The sequence below is a fragment of the Methylomonas sp. MED-D genome (assembly GCF_050276835.1).
GTDB classification, from domain to species: Bacteria; Pseudomonadota; Gammaproteobacteria; order Methylococcales; family Methylomonadaceae; genus Methylomonas; species Methylomonas koyamae_A.
On the sequence record NZ_CP189965.1, the window covers coordinates 272,796 to 290,554 of the forward strand.

At 57.7% G+C, this 17,759-nt stretch carries 16 protein-coding genes and 1 tRNA gene; 8 read left to right on the forward strand and 9 right to left on the reverse strand.

Annotated elements, in window-relative coordinates:
- Positions 1–9 precede the first annotated feature (9 nt).
- Entirely contained in the window at positions 10–2,115 is a 2,106-nt protein-coding gene (locus ACQE3E_RS01210) for a hypothetical protein (RefSeq protein WP_313729300.1), read from the reverse strand.
- A gap of 245 nt (positions 2,116–2,360) precedes the next feature.
- Between ACQE3E_RS01210 and ACQE3E_RS01215 the strand changes: the two genes are divergently transcribed.
- The 3 genes from ACQE3E_RS01215 to ACQE3E_RS01225 all read left to right on the forward strand — a co-directional run bounded on the left by ACQE3E_RS01215 (position 2,361) and on the right by ACQE3E_RS01225 (position 4,277).
- Entirely contained in the window at positions 2,361–2,579 is a 219-nt protein-coding gene (locus ACQE3E_RS01215) for a cold-shock protein (protein ID WP_064025375.1), read from the forward strand.
- Between the two features lie 181 nt (positions 2,580–2,760).
- Positions 2,761–2,837 (forward strand) — tRNA-Pro (locus ACQE3E_RS01220).
- Between the two features lie 984 nt (positions 2,838–3,821).
- Positions 3,822–4,277, forward strand: coding sequence for a hypothetical protein (locus ACQE3E_RS01225; RefSeq protein WP_139306335.1), 456 nt, complete (start codon positions 3,822–3,824; stop codon positions 4,275–4,277).
- A 212-nt stretch (positions 4,278–4,489) separates the two neighbouring features.
- On the opposite strand, the gene ACQE3E_RS01230 is transcribed toward ACQE3E_RS01225, so the two are convergent.
- Together ACQE3E_RS01230 and ACQE3E_RS01235 are read right to left on the reverse strand one after the other, a co-directional pair.
- A complete protein-coding gene (locus ACQE3E_RS01230; protein WP_313729299.1) occupies positions 4,490–5,614 on the reverse strand; it encodes a GNAT family N-acetyltransferase/peptidase C39 family protein in 1,125 nt (374 codons plus the stop codon).
- A complete protein-coding gene (locus ACQE3E_RS01235) occupies positions 5,611–6,705 on the reverse strand; it encodes a DUF2817 domain-containing protein (RefSeq protein ID WP_313729298.1) in 1,095 nt (364 codons plus the stop codon). Before ACQE3E_RS01235 ends, ACQE3E_RS01230 begins: the two co-directional genes overlap by 4 nt.
- 247 nt (positions 6,706–6,952) lie before the next feature.
- Here ACQE3E_RS01235 and gltA point away from each other — a divergent pair, with 247 nt between their 5' ends.
- Entirely contained in the window at positions 6,953–8,248 is a 1,296-nt protein-coding gene (gene gltA / locus ACQE3E_RS01240; protein WP_064025365.1) for a citrate synthase, read from the forward strand.
- A 68-nt stretch (positions 8,249–8,316) separates the two neighbouring features.
- On the opposite strand, the gene ACQE3E_RS01245 is transcribed toward gltA, so the two are convergent.
- Genes ACQE3E_RS01245 through ACQE3E_RS01255 form a run of 3 tightly spaced genes read right to left on the reverse strand, consistent with a single transcriptional unit; the run spans position 8,317 to position 11,100 of the window.
- The gene (locus ACQE3E_RS01245) at positions 8,317–8,904 is read right to left on the reverse strand and encodes a phosphoheptose isomerase (RefSeq protein ID WP_064025363.1); all 588 of its coding nucleotides are present in this window, start codon (positions 8,902–8,904) and stop codon (positions 8,317–8,319) included.
- Position 8,905: 1 nt separating this feature from the next.
- Entirely contained in the window at positions 8,906–9,277 is a 372-nt protein-coding gene (locus ACQE3E_RS01250) for a YraN family protein (RefSeq protein ID WP_427501155.1), read from the reverse strand.
- Positions 9,274–11,100 carry a penicillin-binding protein activator gene (locus tag ACQE3E_RS01255; RefSeq protein WP_427501156.1) on the reverse strand — a complete coding sequence of 609 codons (1,827 nt, stop codon included), beginning with the start codon at positions 11,098–11,100 and terminating at the stop codon, positions 9,274–9,276. Before ACQE3E_RS01255 ends, ACQE3E_RS01250 begins: the two co-directional genes overlap by 4 nt.
- A 22-nt stretch (positions 11,101–11,122) precedes the next feature.
- On the opposite strand from ACQE3E_RS01255, the gene rsmI reads away from it, so the two are divergent.
- Entirely contained in the window at positions 11,123–11,980 is an 858-nt protein-coding gene (gene rsmI / locus ACQE3E_RS01260) for a 16S rRNA (cytidine(1402)-2'-O)-methyltransferase (RefSeq protein WP_427501157.1), read from the forward strand.
- A gap of 16 nt (positions 11,981–11,996) precedes the next feature.
- Here the strand turns inward: rsmI and ACQE3E_RS01265 are convergent, their stop codons facing one another.
- Positions 11,997–13,466 carry a polysaccharide biosynthesis C-terminal domain-containing protein gene (locus ACQE3E_RS01265; RefSeq protein ID WP_427501158.1) on the reverse strand — a complete coding sequence of 490 codons (1,470 nt, stop codon included), beginning with the start codon at positions 13,464–13,466 and terminating at the stop codon, positions 11,997–11,999.
- Positions 13,467–13,530: 64 nt separating this feature from the next.
- Positions 13,531–14,121: a TetR/AcrR family transcriptional regulator gene (locus tag ACQE3E_RS01270; RefSeq protein ID WP_427501159.1), complete on the reverse strand. Its 591-nt coding sequence runs from the start codon at positions 14,119–14,121 to the stop codon at positions 13,531–13,533.
- Between the two features lie 82 nt (positions 14,122–14,203).
- Between ACQE3E_RS01270 and ACQE3E_RS01275 the strand changes: the two genes are divergently transcribed.
- Entirely contained in the window at positions 14,204–14,851 is a 648-nt protein-coding gene (locus ACQE3E_RS01275; protein WP_427501160.1) for a glutathione S-transferase family protein, read from the forward strand.
- A 22-nt stretch (positions 14,852–14,873) separates the two neighbouring features.
- On the opposite strand, the gene ACQE3E_RS01280 is transcribed toward ACQE3E_RS01275, so the two are convergent.
- Positions 14,874–15,890 (reverse strand): asparaginase, encoded by a 1,017-nt coding sequence (locus tag ACQE3E_RS01280; RefSeq protein ID WP_427501161.1) that lies wholly within the window; start codon positions 15,888–15,890, stop codon positions 14,874–14,876.
- Between the two features lie 58 nt (positions 15,891–15,948).
- Between ACQE3E_RS01280 and ACQE3E_RS01285 the strand changes: the two genes are divergently transcribed.
- Positions 15,949–16,464, forward strand: coding sequence for a dihydrofolate reductase (locus ACQE3E_RS01285; RefSeq protein WP_313729292.1), 516 nt, complete (start codon positions 15,949–15,951; stop codon positions 16,462–16,464).
- Positions 16,465–16,594: 130 nt separating this feature from the next.
- Positions 16,595–17,581 carry a PstS family phosphate ABC transporter substrate-binding protein gene (locus ACQE3E_RS01290; protein WP_064025348.1) on the forward strand — a complete coding sequence of 329 codons (987 nt, stop codon included), beginning with the start codon at positions 16,595–16,597 and terminating at the stop codon, positions 17,579–17,581.
- Positions 17,582–17,759: the final 178 nt, after the last annotated feature.

Below are 17,759 nucleotides of genomic sequence, written 5' to 3' on the forward strand. Positions count from 1 at the left end.
CGCGCCGGATTATTCGCCGGCCGCCGTAAAGGCGTCGCGTAATATTTGTTCGGCGCTGTAACCGGCTTCAGCCAGGGCTTGGGCGCGCAATATCGACAATCCCAGGCCGTGGCCACTGCCCACGCCTTCGAATTGCCAGCCCCTCCCGCCACTGAGTGCTTCGATCCGGTCCGGGCAGGACGGCAATTTGAGGGTATTGCGGAATACTTCGCAGGCTAGGACCTCCTCGCTTTCCGGATAGTATAGGCGGACCAACAATTCGCCGGTTTTGCGGCGTTCGCGGCGGATAGCGTCGATGCGTTGTTCCGCGAAACGGCCTTCCAATTCCGCGGCCGCGATTTGGCGAATCCAGCGTCGGTCGCCGCCGTTGGCGAAGGGCAGCCAAGTTTGTCCGTCCGCCAGCGCATCCAGTAATCGCAACAAGTTGGGGTCGGTTCGCTCTCCGCTACGGGAATGGGCGTTTGGCGCCTCGCCCAGAAACACCATGCAATGGGTGGTATCGCACAGAGCCTGACTCTCCGAGTGGCGATGCTTGCCGTGGCTGCCGTTCCAAATCACGAGGGCTCGCATCGCTCGGCGGGCACTGCCGGTCAAGGTTTGCGCCTCGGCTGACAAAACGCCATCGGCATAGGTTTCCGCGTCGGTTTCCAAAATGTCGGGACCGTCGCCGACGTCGTTCAATAGACCCGCAATCAAGCGAACGGAACGACTGCCGCGCGCGCTGGATACCAGTGTAAACGACCCGCAACGGCTAAATCGTCCGGCCGGCCCGTTCAGTTCCGGGCAGTCTGCGTCGGCTTGCCAGCTATTGCGTTCGGTGGCGGACAGTAAGCGTACCCGGACGGCGGCGAATTCGGCGGGATATTGTTGTTGCCAGCGTTGCAGCCGCGGCGACGCATAGGCTAGGACGCCGGCGCCGTTGACGCCGCGCTGGCGGAAAACCGCTAAATAGACCGGATGTCCGGCCGGCCAGGCCACCATCAGATGACCGATCTCGGCTTGGCCGTCCGCGCTCGAGACCGTGCCGGTTTTTGCCATTGCCTGTAATCGGCGCAATATCGCTAGCTCGGAGTCGGGACGAGCGGCCAAGGTCGAACCCGGAAGACTACCGTTTTGGGCTAGGCCTTGAAAATAGCTGGGCTGGCTTAACATGGCGGCTCGCATGGTCAGCGCCAATTCGGGCAAGTCGGCGACGATCGGGAAGCGGCCGTCGGCGTCGCGTTCGCCTAAAAACACGCGCCAACCTTGGTCGTCAATCTGGGCTGTCGGTGGAGCTGGCCGCGAAGCTTCCGGCAAAAATCGTCGGTAAAGGTCGGGTTGAAATTGGGCGCGGCGTTGTAGCAATTTGTCGGTGTCGCTGGTCGCTAATTCGGTGGTCAGCACTTCCGGATTGGCGTTTCGCAATGCGGCCGCATAGGGAATCTTCAATAACGAGCCCGGCGGCAAAGCGGTTTGCGAGTCACCGCCTTGGTCCAAAATCCGCCCCGAAATCAAGTTCATCAGTAAGTAGCCTGCTCCCGCGCTCGCATTGGAGCCCAACCAAGATTGCCATTGTGGCGGCGCGCCACAGGCGCGCGCCGGCCATTCAGCTGTCACCGCGAGGCGGCCCAGTAACGATCTGGCTTTAGCGCTCAATTGATTGCCGGAGCGGATGTCTGCCGCTAGGGCTTCCAACTCGGCAGCATTGAGTTGAGACGGGGCATCGACGTTGGATAGTTCGCCGCTAAAGCGCATTGCGGCGGCTTCCTCGATCCAGGTCGGCCAAAGTCCCCCGCAGCTGCGATGGCTGGCTTCATGAAACAGCTCGTGGCGCAGATAGACTGCCGCATCCAAACCGCCTTGCGGTTGCTGGCGCAGGTAAATGGCGCCGGGTCGCCAGCCGCCGGCATGGCTAGCGCTGAATTGGCCGTTCGTTAATGTCGGAAACACTCGTACCGGATCATTTTCGCTGGGGACTCGGTAGCCTTGTTCGATCAATTCGGCCAACGCTGCAACGCCGGCGTCGTGCAAATCTGGCGAATGGGCCAGGCTGCCGAAAAACAGGATAGCGGCACCGGCTTCCGCGTAGTACCCAAAGCGAAGCAAGGGGCGTATCCAGGCCGCAATGGTCGTCAAAGCTAAAATCCTCCAACAAATAATGTCAGGGTACGTCATCTCTCGTTTAAAGACACGAATTAGATTGACAAGCCGGCGAATCAGCCTAGAATAAGGTCAGCTAGAAAATACGTTTTTACCTTTGTTTATCAAATCGGTGTCGGTAAGTTAGACATTCGTCCTTGTTCTTCATTTAGTAATTCCAGCATTTACCAGCGTTACCGGCCTATCGCAGGCCAAATTTTAATATTTTTCTAGGACTTATCATGTCTACTACTTTCACCACCGGCGTCGTCAAATGGTTTAACGCGGATAAAGGCTTCGGCTTTATCGAGCAAAAACAAGGCCCGGACGTTTTCGTTCATTTCAAAAACATTCTGAACCCGAACAACAGTTACAGAACCTTGGACGAAGGCCAGCACGTGCAGTTTAAATTGGGTCGCGGCCCTAAAGGTCCGCAGGCCGAAGAAGTTAGCATTATTTAATGCGGAGAAAGGCCGCCGAGATGTCGGCGGCCTTTTATGAGCCGCATCCGGTTTGGTGCCAGCTTCGCTATCCAGATGGGCGGCGCTAAACTCCCTCTCCTTACTCGATTCGGTTCTGGTTAGCGAAAAGCTTGCGCCGAAGCTACCCATCTTTGTTAGAATAAGCCATCCAAGACGGCATCGGAGTGTAGCTCAGCTTGGTAGAGCACTGCCTTCGGGAGGCAGGGGCCGGAGGTTCGAATCCTCTCACTCCGACCATTCCAAAATGATTGAAAATCCCTCGTGATTGTCAATTGTCATCGATAGTCTCAAGTATAAAACCGGCGGTTGCCTGACAACGTGGATCACGCCGCTTCCCTGGCTCGAAACGGTTCAGGGCATTTGAAAACTTCAGCGTTGTTCCGGAATTGTCTTTGTTGAGATCAATTTAAACTTGCCCTGCTAAGCTATTACCAGCTGGATTTTAGAGCGCAAACGGAATGCTGAAGGCGGCCCGCATCTGGTGGCGGATGCTATCGGCGTGCTTTGGACTTCGCAGATGATTTCCCCGGCGGAGTGTACGCGCAGGTATAGCGGCTGCGGACGCGTAGGGAAATCAGCATTTTCATCCCTCGCCATCGGCCGTGGTACCCGGGTTACAAACTGGAGGAGATGGCTGGCGCCAACTTTTTAAATGCTTGGCACCGATGGTTTGTCTTTCACGATTACAAGGGGAGCTGAATGCCGTGAGTTACGGTAAAAATAGATCGTCGGCGTTGCCACTCGTTTTCAATTGACTTCTTAAGCACTTGAACTGACTTCCTGGCGCCGCGAAGGGATATCAAACCGTCTCGGCCCCATATCTACAGCGCCCTTAGGCATTTTCCACTGTCCTTAACGCAATCGTTCTAGCCTGGACGGTGCGCTAGCCAATCTCGAAAAAACGGCCCGAAGCAGCGATGGTATCGCTGAATGTCGTGCAAGTGTGGTCGGCGTGGCTGTCCACGCAAGTAATTTCGTTGCAATCCTCGCTTACAATGGATGCGAACCAAGTTTTGGGTTCGAGCCTGCCGCGACTTTGGCGTTGGAACGGCGGTTAACAAAGTTTTACCTGCTTTTACCTTTTCGGTGGCCCCGTCGAAGGCGATGTCTTCTAGTATTTCGTTGGCCGGTCAAGTCGCAACTTCCCTCTATTCGGTTTGGCCGGCTACCGGCGACGGCGTTGCCGTCGCCACATTCCAACGAAAACCAGGAGTTTTAATCATGACTAGAGCATGGCTGATTTCCAGTCTCTTGATCGCGTTGGTCGGCAGTGCGCCGGCTTACGCCAAATCGTCGCAAACCGCGCTACGGACCGCCGAGTTCGAGGCTGCCAATACCGACACCGCCGACGACTTGACCTTGGCTGAGTACCAGACCTATATCGCCGGTTTGACCGACACTCGTTTCGACGAACTGGATGCGGATGATAGCGCCGACATTTCGCTTAGCGAATTCGTCGTCGGCAAGACCGGGAAGGCGCTGACTTTGGAAACCGAAGTTTTCAATTTGGCTGATGCTGATGCCAGCGGTGCGTTAAGCAGCGAGGAGTTCGCCGTGACCGCATTGGGCAACAGTGATGGCGAAGTATTGCGCCGCTTCGCGGATATGGATCGAGACAGCAGCTTGACGGTCAGTCTGAGCGAGTATTTGGTCGGTTGTCGGAAACAACGTCATTGATTCGCGTACTCCGTCGGAGGGTTAACTGGGCGGCAAACGCACAGAGGCGGTTCGCCTTGATTTAACTCCTTACGGCTCGACACGCCTGTCCGCGAGAGGGAGCTTCGCCCTAAAAAGCACGCAAGACCGGCGCTTGGGCCAATTGAAAATGCAGCTCGAAATTTGTCGAAACTGGCGGCGTTTTTCGATGCCGGTTTCGGCGCGGCTCGCGTTTATTGGGTTTTGTGAGCGAGAGCGGAGTCGGGTTTTAAAATCACCGCCGTCCGCAGCCTGGATTTGCCGAAACAGCACATCCGCTCGAAATCCTCGCGGGCGATCGGGATGAACTGGCAATCCAGGTCGCTTTGCCGGCCGTCGTCGGGGTCGGAGTCGTGCATGTACAAGCAATCGTTGTCGTAGCCGCTCATGACGACCCAATGCGGGGCTTTCTTACGGTCCATCGCATAGGTGCTGATCAGAATCAAGGGAATTGCACCGGTCTCGAACGCGGCGATTAGATCGGCCTGGCTGATGCTGGCGTAATGTACCGGTATTTGCCGACGCTCGGCTTCGCGTTTGAAATATTGATCAGTGAGTTCGATGACGCGTTTTTTCTCGTCGCTGCGTACGCTGTCGATGAACAAGGTCGAGGTTTGGTTGATCCAGGTTTCCACGTGAAAACCGCGCCGGCCCGCCGCCAGCGCTAAACCGAGCGGGTGGCAGCCGCCGTGGCCGGAGGTCATGAAGACTGTGGTGGCCTCGCGCCAAAGATTGATTTCTTCGTCGGCCGACGGCTGGTAGGTTCGGTTCAAGGCGTGCATCGCCATCATCAGCGCGGCCGGCCCGCAGGTAAACGGCGTGGTTTGTCTGAGCCAGTGCACCGAGCGGTGCTGCGGTTTGTCGCGGTAACGGCGGATGCGTTTTTGATAGCGCAGCGCGTCCTTGTGATCCTGATAATAATCGCGATAGACCCCGAAACGCTGGTAGCCTAGCGCTTCGTAGAGCTTGATCGCCGCCGCGTTATCGACGCTGACTTCCAGGCGCAGATAAAGCCTGCCGTCGTCGCGAGCGGCTTGTTCGCCGGCGGTCATCAAGGCCTTGGCGATGCCGTGGCCGCGCAACTCCGGCGCCACGGCCAGCGAGTAAATTCGCGCCAATCGGGTGCCGGGATGGTAAATGATCAAAATGTAGCCCGCCATCCGATGTTCGAATTCGCCGACCAGCAGGGCGCGATGCTCGTTGGTCAGCCAATGCCGAAAACTGCGCCGACTGAGTTTGTCGGTGGCGAAGCTGGCGTTTTCCAGCGCGACCAGCGCCTCCAGATCGGTCGGCAGCGCCGGGCGTATCGCGGTCGTCATCGTGCCAGCCCGGCTAGTGCTTGGCCGATAACCTGACGGGCGCGAAACAGTACCTGTTCGCGCCAGACCGGGTCCTCCGGACAGAAATGCCGGCGCATCGCGTCGCGGTGGATCAGGCGAGCCGCGTCGTTGCCGGTTTGCGCCCAAAGCAAATGATCTTGCAGCAAGACATCGAACAGCGCATCGGTGGCGTAGGTGCCGAACTCCAGTGTGACGTAGCAACCGGCATCGCCGATTGCCGCGTGCCACAAATAATCCAGCAAACCCCATTTTGGTACCGAACTCGAGGTGCCGGCCGCCGGTAAGGTCACCGCGTCGCCGTACCAAGTTTTTGCAAGCGTCGAGCCGATGCTGTTCGGCGCGTGGTCGCAGATGATTTCTCCGTAACCGTAGGCTCCTAGTCCTGTGTGGATGTCGACGACCGCCAGCCGGCGCCGATTGAGTTGATAGCGAGAAATCAACGCTTCGCATACCTTACGGCCGTGAGCCGGCGCGCGGCCGCCGTAAAAAGGCCCGAGCGGATCGAGGTATTGCCCGCCGCTGATCGCGATTTCCAGCGCGGTTCGACCGTGGCGGGCGGCGAATTCGGCGAACGCTTGTTGGCGGCGGCCGGTATCGGCTTCGAACAAGATCGGCCGCAGTTCGCGGTAATGCGGGTTGTCGGGTGGCGGTAGGGAGAAATCGATTGCATTGCGGTTCAAATCGACGCCGTCGGCATCGCAGCGACGCGACCAGGCATAACCCCACGGCGTTAATGCATGCACCAGCACTAATGCGACACCGTTGGGCAGCAGCGAGGGTTGTGCACTCAAACGGTGCAACCAATCGGTTTGTACCGCCGAACCGGCGTAGCCTTCGATGCCGTGGGTGCCGGCCAGAATCACCACCACTTGTTCGGCATCGGCTGGTCCTATCCAAATGCTGTCCGTGAATAAGGCCGCGCCGTCCGGTCCTTGGCCGGGACAGGGAAAATCCAAACTCTCGCAATGCAAGCTTAATTCCGCCGCCGCTAGCCAGCCCTGGCGCGCTTCGACGTAGTTGCTTGGAAAGCAAGCGAGGTCTAATGGGTTGGAAGTGGTTGAGCTGGACATGGTGTTTTGGTGGCGGGGCGAAGGCCGGTTTTGCGGATCACGGATTATCGGCCTTCCTCGGCTAGCGAGTCCAGCGCTGACTGGAGAAATACCGGCCGGGTTTTTGCATGGATTCGTCCGCAACTATCGGTTATCAGTAAATAGTCAATTCGTGAACAATCCCGATTTTCGGCTGTGTTTATTTGCTGTTTGCAATAGAATAGCTGCATCACCGCCATTAAACGCAAGCTTTCAGGAGAATTCCCCGATGACTGACAGAAAAGTGACGATAAAACGGGACGATCAGGACCAGCACTACGAATTGCCGGTGATGCCCGGTACCTTGGGGCCTTCGGTGATCGACATTCGCTCGCTGTACGCGCAGACCGGCCATTTTACTTACGACCCAGGTTTTACCTCCACGGCCAGTTGTACGTCCAAGATCACTTTCATCGACGGCGACGAGGGCGTCTTGCTGTATCGCGGCTATCCGATCGAGCAATTGGCTGAAAAATGCGACTTTTTGGAGGTTTGCTACCTATTGCTGAACGGCGATTTGCCCAACGGCGCGGAAATGAAGAATTTCGTCACGACGGTCAGTCAACACGTGATGGTGCACGAACAATTGACCAAGTTCTACAACGGTTTTCGCCGCGATGCCCACCCGATGGCGGTGCTGGTTGGCGTGGTCGGCGCGCTGTCGGCTTTCTATCACGACGTCATGGACATCAACAGTCGTGAGGATCGTTACATGTCGGCAATCCGGCTGATCGCGAAAATGCCGACCATCGTGGCGATGTGTTACAAGTACAGCATCGGCCTACCCTTCATATATCCCAAGCGCCGCTTGGGTTACGCCGAAAACTTCATGCGGATGATGCACGGCGATCCGTACGACGATTACATCGCCAATCCGGTGCTTACCCGCGCGCTGGATCGCATCCTGATCCTGCACGCCGATCACGAACAAAACGCATCGACCTCGACGGTGCGTCTGGCGGGTTCCAGTGGGGCGAACCCCTATGCCTGCGTCGCGGCGGGCATCGCTTGCTTGTGGGGCGCGGCGCATGGCGGCGCCAATGAAGCGGTGTTGAACATGTTGGAGCAGATCGGCGATGTCTCCCGAATTGGCGAATACGTGGCGCGGGCCAAGGACAAAAACGACTCGTTCCGCTTGATGGGGTTTGGGCATCGGGTCTACAAAAATTACGACCCGCGCGCCAAACTGATGCGGCAAACCTGCCACGAAGTGTTGGACGAATTGAATTTAAACGACGATCGCCTGTTCAAGCTGGCGATGGAATTGGAACGCATCGCGCTGGAAGATCCGTATTTCGTCGAGAAAAAACTTTACCCCAATGTCGATTTCTACTCGGGTATCGTGTTGCGGGCGCTGGGCATCCCGACCGAGATGTTTACCGCGATTTTTGCGCTGGCCCGTTCGGTGGGTTGGATCGCGCAGTGGGACGAAATGATTTCGGATCCGGAGCTGAAGATCGGCCGGCCGCGCCAGCTATATCGCGGGGTCGGCAAGCGCGATGTCAAGTTTATCTCCGGCCGCTAGCTCTTAAGGCCGCCAGCGGCCGGCGCGCGCCGGCCGCGTTCCGTCAAACTCTTGCTCGATCGCTTAGGTTAGCCGCCAAATAATTGGTGGTCGATCAAATCGCACAAACAATGCGAAATCAACAAGTGGACTTCCTGAATCCGGGCCGTGGAATAGGACGGCACGCGGATTTCGATATCGGCTTCGTTCAATGCGCCGGCCAATATTCCGCCATCCTTGCCGCTCAGCGCGATCACGGTCATGTCGCGGTCGTGCGCGACTTTCACGGCCTTGACGATATTGCCGGAATTGCCGCTACTGGTATAAACCAACAAGATGTCGCCGGCCTGCCCCAGCGCGCGGAGTTGTTTGGCGAAGATTTCGTCGTAGTGGTAGTCGTTGGCGATCGAGGTGATGGTTGAGGTATCGGTCGTCAACGCAATCGCCGGTAAGGCCGGCCGTTCGCGCTCGAAGCGGTTCAGCATTTCCGACGAGAAATGTTGGGCGTCGCCGGCCGAGCCGCCGTTGCCGCAGGTTAATACCTTCCGGTCGTTGACCAAGGCCTCGACAATTTTCTGCGAGGCGAATTCGATCAACTCGCACAAACTGGCCATCGAATCTTGCTTGGTTTGGATGCTGTCGGAGAAGTGACTGATGATGCGGTCTTGTAAGCTCATGTTAGGTTTGAAATGCGTTTTTGATCCAATGGAGATGCTTGTCGCCGGAGACGGCCACTACATCGAAGCGAACCGATAGGTGGTTTAGCTTGTGGATTATGACATAGTGCTGAGTGGCGGCGACGATGCGGGCCTGCTTTTGCGGCGTGATACTGGCCAGGGCTCCGCCGTATTGTTCGGATTTGCGGTAGCGAACTTCGACGACGACCAGCATTTCGCCATCGCGCATTACCAGATCCAATTCGCCGCCTTTGCAGCGGAAATTGCTGCACACCCAGATCAGTCCTTGGCCTTGCAAATGGTTCAGTGCCAAGCGCTCGGCGTCGGCGCCGCTTTGCAAATGGGCGGGTTTGGGTTTGCCGAAACGGATCAATTCAAAAATCCGTCGGCGATCGGCACGCCGGCCTTGAATTGCGCGCAAACCAGCGCCCGGCCGATCCGGTTTTCGCCGGTCAAGGTCAAGCGTCCGGTGGCGCCGGCATAAGCGCCGCCGGCTAACTGGGTCAATTGCCCGCTCAGATTGTAGGCGTCCACGCCCAGCGCCACCAGTTTGATTTGGCTGTCCGGCAGACCTTGCCAGATGTTTTGCAACGCCGACTGGCTCAGCGGGCCGGGATAGTATTCGCCGAACAACCATGGCATGTCGCAAAAGCGGATGGCGCCCAAGTCCACGTCCCGCACCGGATTTTGCCGGCCGCTGTAAAGGTTGGGCATCGCGTAAATCGACAATTCGGCGCTTTGCGGGTACTTGAGCTGCGGCGCCAATTCGCGGGCGACTTCCGGGCTGGCGCTGACGAATACCGCCAAGGGTTGTTTCTTACCGTCGATACTGACCGAGGGCGCCAGCAAAGTGGCGACCGATCCCGAGAAATCGTGCTGCTTGGGGTCGTATTGTTCCAGACCTACAACGCTGCCGCCGCCGGCTTGCCAGGCCGAGGTCAAAAAATGGCCGACGCGCTGGCCCTGGGGGGTATTCGGCACCAGAAACACCGCGTTTTGCAGGCCGTCGCGGCGGGCTTTTCGTGCCAGTTGCTCGGCTTCGTCTTGCGGACTTAGACCGAATTGGTACAGGTTGGCCTTGCCGAGATGGTCGACCTGGTTCAACGCCAGCACCGGTATCGGCAGCTCGCCGGATAGCGCTAAGGTTTGAATGTCTTCCTTAACCAAGGGGCCGACCACCAAGCCGGCGCCCTCGGCGATGGCCTTGCGGTACAGTTCGCCCGGTTCGCCCTGGCTGGTGTCGTAAAACTTCAATCCCGGTTGCGGCGCGGCACTGGCCGCCAAGCGGTGGGCGACCGACAAACCCTCCTTGATGGCTTTCGCGGCGGGTGCGTAAGGACCGGCACTGGGTAACAACACGGCGAGGTTGGCACCGGCGGCGGAGGTCGCCGAGGCCGGGCCAATAGCGGTTTCACTCGGCGCGGGTTCGGCCGCGGCCGCCGGCGCATTCAGGTAGGTTTGCAGATATTCGGCGTTGGCCGGATGGTAGGGATAGGCTTGCCGCCAGCCGGCGATTTGCCCGCTCAAATCGAAACCCGGCGAACCTCGCTGCTTCAGGATCTTGGCCAACGCCATCCAGCCGCTCAGTTCGTCGGCCACCGGCGCAGATGCATTCAAGGTTTCCACCGGCAGTACGCTTAATGCGTCCAGGATTGCCGCGATATTCTGCCTTTGCTGTTCCGGGGCTTGCAGTAATTGGCCGAGCTTCAAGCGGGCGCGTACCGAGGGCAGAACGTCGCCGAGCAAGGCGTGCACGAAGGCCAGGGACTGATAGTAAGCAATTCGGTCGGCTTCGGCCAACACCGCCGGCCGGGTGCCTTCCAGTTTGTGCAAGGCTCGTTCAGCGTCTCCGGCGCTCAACGAGATTTGCGCGTCGAGCAGTTTATACTTGCTCAGTTGCTCGGGCGTTAGCTGCTCCGGATTGATCCGGTCCAGGGCTTTTTGCGCGGCTTCGCTGTCGCCGGCCTGAATGCGGGTATCGGCATCGAGCAAATGCAAGCCGTTCTGGTTGTCCGCTATTCGGTAGCTTTGGGCCGGTTCGTTGGGCTTGCCGCGTTTCGCCGCCGACTTGGTCCGCGCGGTCTGAGGTTTGACGGATTTCACCGGCTCTTCGGCGCAGGCCGTCAATAACAGCCCGAAAACACAGCAGGCGGCCAAGCGAGCGGGCATAATGGCGGCGAATTTAAAATCAGACATGGCAAGAGGGCCTGCAGCGGAAATGTCCGGGAAATTATACGTGGTCGCCACGCCGATAGGGAATCTGGCCGATCTCAGCTTTCGAGCCGTCGAGGTTTTGAAGTGCGTCGATTTGATCGCCGCCGAGGATACCCGCCACGCCAAGCTGCTGATGCAGCACTACGGCATCGGCAAGCCGTTGCAATCGCTGCACCAGCACAACGAAGAGCATGCCTCGGCGGGCTTGATCGCCAAAATTCAAGACGGCCAGTCGGTGGCACTGGTCTCGGATGCCGGCACGCCGCTGATCAGCGATCCTGGCCTACCCTTGGTTCAACTGGCGCGACGCCAACACATCGATGTCGTGCCCATTCCGGGCGCTTGCGCGTTGATTGCCGCGCTCTCGGCCGCCGGCTTGCCGACCAGTCGCTTCAGTTTCGAAGGGTTTTTGCCGCGCACCTCGTCGGCCCGCAAAGGCTTTTTCGAAACCAAATTAAGCGATACTTCGACCTGGGCCTTCTACGAGTCCAGCCATCGGATCGAGGATGCGTTGGCCGATATGCTGACGGTGTTTCCGCCGGAACATCCCATCGTCGTGGCCAGGGAAATCACCAAATTGCACGAGACCATCGTCGGCGATCGCTTGGATAAGGTTGCCGAGCGCGTCAGAACCGACGAAAACATGCGCAAGGGCGAGTTTGTGGTCATTGTCGCCGGCTATCAAGCGCCGGAAACCGCCGGCGAAATCAGCGGCGAAGAGCGGCGGATTCTGGCCTTGTTGTTGAAGGAGTGCTCGACGAAAACCGCCGCCGCGTTGGCGGCGGACATCACCGGGCAGCGTAAAAAGTTGCTGTATCAAGCGGCGTTGGCGATGCAGGGCGGCGCCAACGCCGCCGATTAACCTACGTTGCCACGGCTCAGCTTCGACGGATTAGCGGCTTCAGATCGAAGGCCGCGACGACCGTCAGATAAATCGTCAAGCCCAGGCCGCCACTCAGCCAGGCGTTCCAATGGAATTCGCTTAGGGTCCAGCGATTGGCGACGTACAAGCCCAACCCTAGGATCAAGTAACTGAACATCCGGGCCAACGGATACGGAACCGGGTAATAGTGCCGTCCCAGCAGCCAGGAAGCCGCCGCCATGAAGGCATAGCAAGCCAGCGTGGCCCAGGCCGAGCCGACGTAGCCCCAAAGCGGTATCCAATAAAGATTCAAGACTACCGTCAACGCGGCGCCGGCCAGCGATACCCAGGCACCGAGGCCGGTGCGGTCGCCGAGTTTGTACCAGACCGCCAAATTCACATAGATACCGAGCAGCAAATTCGCCATTAACAGGACGGGCACGATTTCCAGGCCGGCTCGATATTCCGCGCCGATAAAATACTGGAAGAAGTCGATAAACAGCGTCACCAACAAAAAGATGAACACCCCGGCGATGACGAAATAGCGCATCACCAACGCGTAGGCGCGTTTGGCATCGGCGCGGCCGGCGTAAGCAAAAAAGAACGGTTCGCCGGCGTAGCGGAAGGCCTGCACGAACAAACTCATCAGAATCGATAGTTTGTAACAGGCGCCGTAGATGCCCAGCAGTTTCAGGTTGGTGGTCAGATCGTAAGGTAGTAGGATTTTCAGGATGGCCCGGTCCAGCATTTCGTTAACCATACCGGCGAAGCCGATCACCACCATCGGTAGCGAATAGCGCAGCATGGGGCCGAGCAGCGCCGGATTTAGGTTGACCGGTATCCGGCGGAATTGCGGCATCAGCAGCAGCCATTTTGTCAGACTGGCGATCAGATTGGCGATGAAGATGTAGCCCACGCCCAAGGTGGGGTCGTAAAAGCGTAACCACGCCGCGTCCGGCCAGTGTTGCGCCAGTTTTGGGCATAGCAACAGGAAAAATAGATTCAGCGCGATCGTCATCGCGATCTCGCTCAATTTGATGCCGGCGAAACGCCAGGCGTGGTTTTCGGCGCGCAGTCGGGCGAACGGCAGCGCGGTGATGCCGTCCAGCGCTAAAATCGCGGCAAACCAGACCAGATACTCCGGATGATCCGGATAGCGCAGCCAATCCGCCAAGTCCTGGCGCCAGTAAGCGACGGCGGCGAGGAATCCGGTATTGGCCAAGGTCAGTAAACTAAGGGCGTTAGCATAAATCGCGTCGCCGGAATAGGCGGGATTTTGCCGAAACCGAAAGTAACCGGTTTCCAGGCCCAACGCCAACACGACCGCGAAGAAGCCGGCGTAGGCGTAAAACTCGGAGACCACGCCGTATTCCGCGGCGCTGTAGGTATAGGTGTAAAGCGGGACCAACAGATAATTCAAGAAGCGGCCGACAATGCTGCTGAGGCCGTAGATTGCGGTTTGGGAAACCAGTTGGCGGAGATTCACTTGATGAAACCGGGGAAACGAGGGCGGCGCTTATTGTAATCGTTGCAGGCGCGAGCGAAATGGCTCAATCGCGGGCCGATGCGATCAGGATTTTGGCGGCCTCGCGCGCCAAGCGCATGTTTTCGGTGCCGCGCCGCATTTGCTCGCCGACCATCGCGCCGGCGATCAACATCGCCAACTGTTTGGATAACGGCTCCGGATCTCGGACGCCGGCCCGAGCGGCCAAATCGGATAACAGCGCGCGAAAGCCTTCCGAAAATTCGGCGGCGGTTTGTTGAATCGGACTGCCGGAGTCGGCGAATTCGGCGGCGGCGTTGATAAACGGGCAGCCGCGAAACGCCGGGTTGGCCTGCAAATCCCCGAAAGCATCGAAAACCGCCAGCAGTTGTCGCCCCGGATCGGTACCGGCCTTGAACAAATATTCTTGGATGTAAGCCTGAAGTTTGGCCCGGCTCTTGCGCAAATGCGCCAACACCAGATCGTCTTTCGACGGATAATATTTGTACAAACTCATTTTGGTGGTGCCGGCCGCTTTGACGACGGCATCGACACCGGTGGTTTTTATGCCCTGGCTGTAAAACAGCTCCGAGGCGACATTCAGGATATGTTCTTGCAGATTGCGGGTCATGGCGGCGAGAGAAAAACGATGTTGCAACTATACCGACCGGTCTGTATTATTTCAATAGACTGACCGGTCTGTTTGGATCGGTCGTTTTTTAATCAAGGGAGACAACAGCATGATTACTCTGTACGGTTTTGCGATCAGCAATTATTACAACAAGGTCAAATTCGCGCTTTTAGAGAAAAACCTGCCGTTCAATGAAGAATTGGTGCGGCCTAGTCAGGACGAGGCGGTATTGAAGCGCTCCCCGCTCGGCAAAATCCCGTTCATTAAGACCGCCGACGGTTATTTGTCGGAATCTCAAGCCATACTCGAGTATTTGGAAGACGCCTTCCCCGAGTATCCTCTGTATCCGGCTGATCCTTACCAACGCGCGAAATGCCGCGAGTTCATTCAACATATCGAATTGAACGTCGAACTGATCGCTCGCCGCCTCTACGGCGAAGTGTTGTTCGGCACCGCCGTGTCCCAGGAGGTTAAGGACGAGGTAAAAACCAAGGTGGAAAACGGTTTGAAAGGTCTGAACCGCATCATGCCCCGGAGCCCTTACGCGCTGGGCGAGCACTTCACGTTGGCCGACGTGATCGCCTGGCCGCACTTGCAATTGGTGGGGTTCGTGACGCAGAAGATTTACGGCGTCGATTTAGTGGCGGAGCATTTGCCCGACGTTGCCGCTTACATCGCGCTGATCGAAAGTCGTCCGCATGCGCAAACGGTGTCGGCGGGACGAGCCGAAGCTCTGGCGAAGTTTTTCGCACGTTAATTGTCGGGAAGACGGGCTGGCCTTAACTCAGATGTTCCCAAGCGACGTCGGCGCTCAAAAACGCGGAGATGGCCTGGGGCGAGTCGAAATTGGCGAGCGCCAGTATGAGTTTGGCGTAAGCCGCTTCCAGCGATATATTCCAAATCATTTCGGCGCCGGCCGAAAGCAATGCGCGGGTCGAGGCGTAAGCGTCGTCCGAATACAGCGCCGGGGCCAGATACAGCGGAATGCCGCGCTGCCGGCACGTGGCGGCGAACTCGATAAGGTTGTATTCGGCGCCAGCCTCGGCCGATACGCAGGCGGTGCCGGAGTGGTACAGGTCGTGCAGCACTGCATCGCAGCCATCCAGACGGAAGTCGCGGTAATTCAAGCCGGGATAGGGGCGGATCACCAGCAATTTTTTCGAGAAGTCAGGTTTTAGCGCGTACGGGCTACGTGGCGACAGCGGATGATGGAATTCGAAACCGTCGGGCGAATAGGTCGCGTAGGGCCGGGATTGAGCGCTGATGAAATCGCTACCTAGCGGCAGACAGGAGGCCAGGCGACTGGCCAGATGTAAGCGCATCACGCCGCCTGGGTTGCGATACGCCGCAAACACGCCGGCCGTGCCGATGTCGCGGATATAAGAAACCGCGCAACTGAAGTTATCCAGCCCGTTAGCCCGCGGATCGGCAAGCGGTTTATCGCTGGAGACCAGTACCAGCGGTATAGGCAAACGGTTGAAGTACAGCGCCAGCATCGCGGCGGAAAACGCTAGGGTGTCGGTGCCGTGGGTAACGATGATACCGGCGAAACTCGCCAGATCCAGGGCTTCTATCGCGGAGACCATGGATCGCCAATGGCTGGGGTGTAGATTTTCCGATAGTATGCCAAACGGCTGCATACTGGAAAACGTCACGGTTTCGGCAATGTCCGGGTGGCTTTGCCGGTAGAGTTGCAACAACGCGAAGCCGGCGTCGGCCGAGGTGTTTATCGTGCCCGCCTCCGATTTGGAGCCTATCGTGCCGCCGGTAAATACCACCAGTATGTTTTTCTTCATGGGCTGATGTCTAGTATCATCTTCGGTTTGAACAAGGCTAGCCATCTTAACCCACTCCATGAAAATTTCACTGATCGTCGCGATGTCGTCCAATCGGGCGATCGGCTTGGACGGCCGTATGCCCTGGCATTTGTCGGCCGACTTGCGGCGCTTCAAACGCATCACGCTGGGCAAACCGGTTTTAATGGGGCGTAAAACCCATCAGGCGATCGGCCGGCCGCTGCCGGGTCGGGAAAATCTGGTGGTCAGCCGCGCGAGCGATTACAAAGCCCAGGGTTGTCTGGTGTTCGCAGGCATCGACGCGGCGCTGGCGCATTGCCGGGACAATGACGAGGTATTCGTGATCGGCGGCGCCGAACTTTACCGGGCCTTGCTGGACCGGGCCGACTGCTTGTATTTGACCTGCATAGACCGGGATTTCGCCGGCGACACGTTTTTTCCGGAAATTGATGCCGAAGCTTGGCTTGAGGTCGAATCCGAGGAAGTCGACGACGACCCCGTCGTCGATTTCCGCTATCGGTTTTTGACGCTACGCCGCGCCGCCGTAGCCGATAGCTCGGTTAGGCGCGAGTGACGCCGGCGGCCGGCTAGGCCTACAATTCGCCGGCAATTGTCACAAAACTGTCATATTCGCTTCATACTATTGTCACGCTTGCTTGGCAAACTGTTTGCAAGTTTTAAAACAAACCTTTTCGAGATCATTTATGAAAAATACTTTCGCGCTGAAGTCACTGGCATTAGGATTCGGGTTCGTATCGGCAACGCTGACTGGAGTCGCGGCCGCCGCGCCTGCCACCTTAGATCCCGCTCTGCCCGAATACGCGCCGGCCAGCGGCGTCTCCGGTAACATTTCCAGTGTCGGCTCCGATACCCTGGCCAACCTGATGACACTGTGGGCGGAAGAATTCGGCAAGATTTACCCTAACGTCAATATTCAAATTCAAGCCGCCGGCTCATCGACCGCGCCGCCGGCGTTGACCGAGGGAACCGCGAATCTGGGTCCTATGAGCCGGAAGATGAAAGACAACGAAATCGACGATTTCGAAAGCAAATACGGTTATAAACCAACCGCTATCCCGGTCGCGATCGATGCGTTGGCGGTATTCGTCAACAAGGACAACCCGATCAAGGGTTTGAGCATTCCGCAGGTCGACGCCATCATGTCGTCCACCCGAAAATGCGGCTATGCGAACGACATCGGCACCTGGGGACAAGCCGGCCTGACCGGCGGCTGGGCGAGCAAGCCGATCCAGTTATACGGCCGCAACTCGGTTTCCGGCACCTACGGCTTCTTCAAGGATGAAGCACTGTGCAAGGGCGATTTCAAAAGTAACGTCAACGAACAACCCGGCTCGGCTTCGGTCGTGCAATCGGTGACCACGTCCAATAACGGCATCGGTTATTCCGGTATCGGCTATTCGACTTCCGGCGTAAAAGCCGTGCCGCTGGCCCGCAAGGACGGCGAAGCCTTCGTCGAAGCGTCTCCCGAAAACGCCACCTCCGGTGCTTATCCGTTGTCGCGCTTCCTATACATTTATGTCAACAAAAAACCCAACGAGCCGTTGGCACCGTTGGAAAAAGAGTTCTTCAAGATGGTGCTGTCCAAAGCCGGTCAGCAAGTCGTGATTAAGGACGGCTATATTCCGCTGCCGGCCAAAGCGGTCGAAAAAGCCCTGTCCTTGGTACAGTAATCTAAGTTTCAGGGATGGACGATACATGGATTTCGTTGCAGGGATGCAACCAAGGAACGGCGACTTGCATCAATGCCTATTCCCCACTCCCCCTTTCTACGGGCGTTGATCTTGTATAATGCTCAAGCCGATAATCCCTAAAGGTTATCGGCTTTTTTGTTGGCGCCGCGTCGTTTCC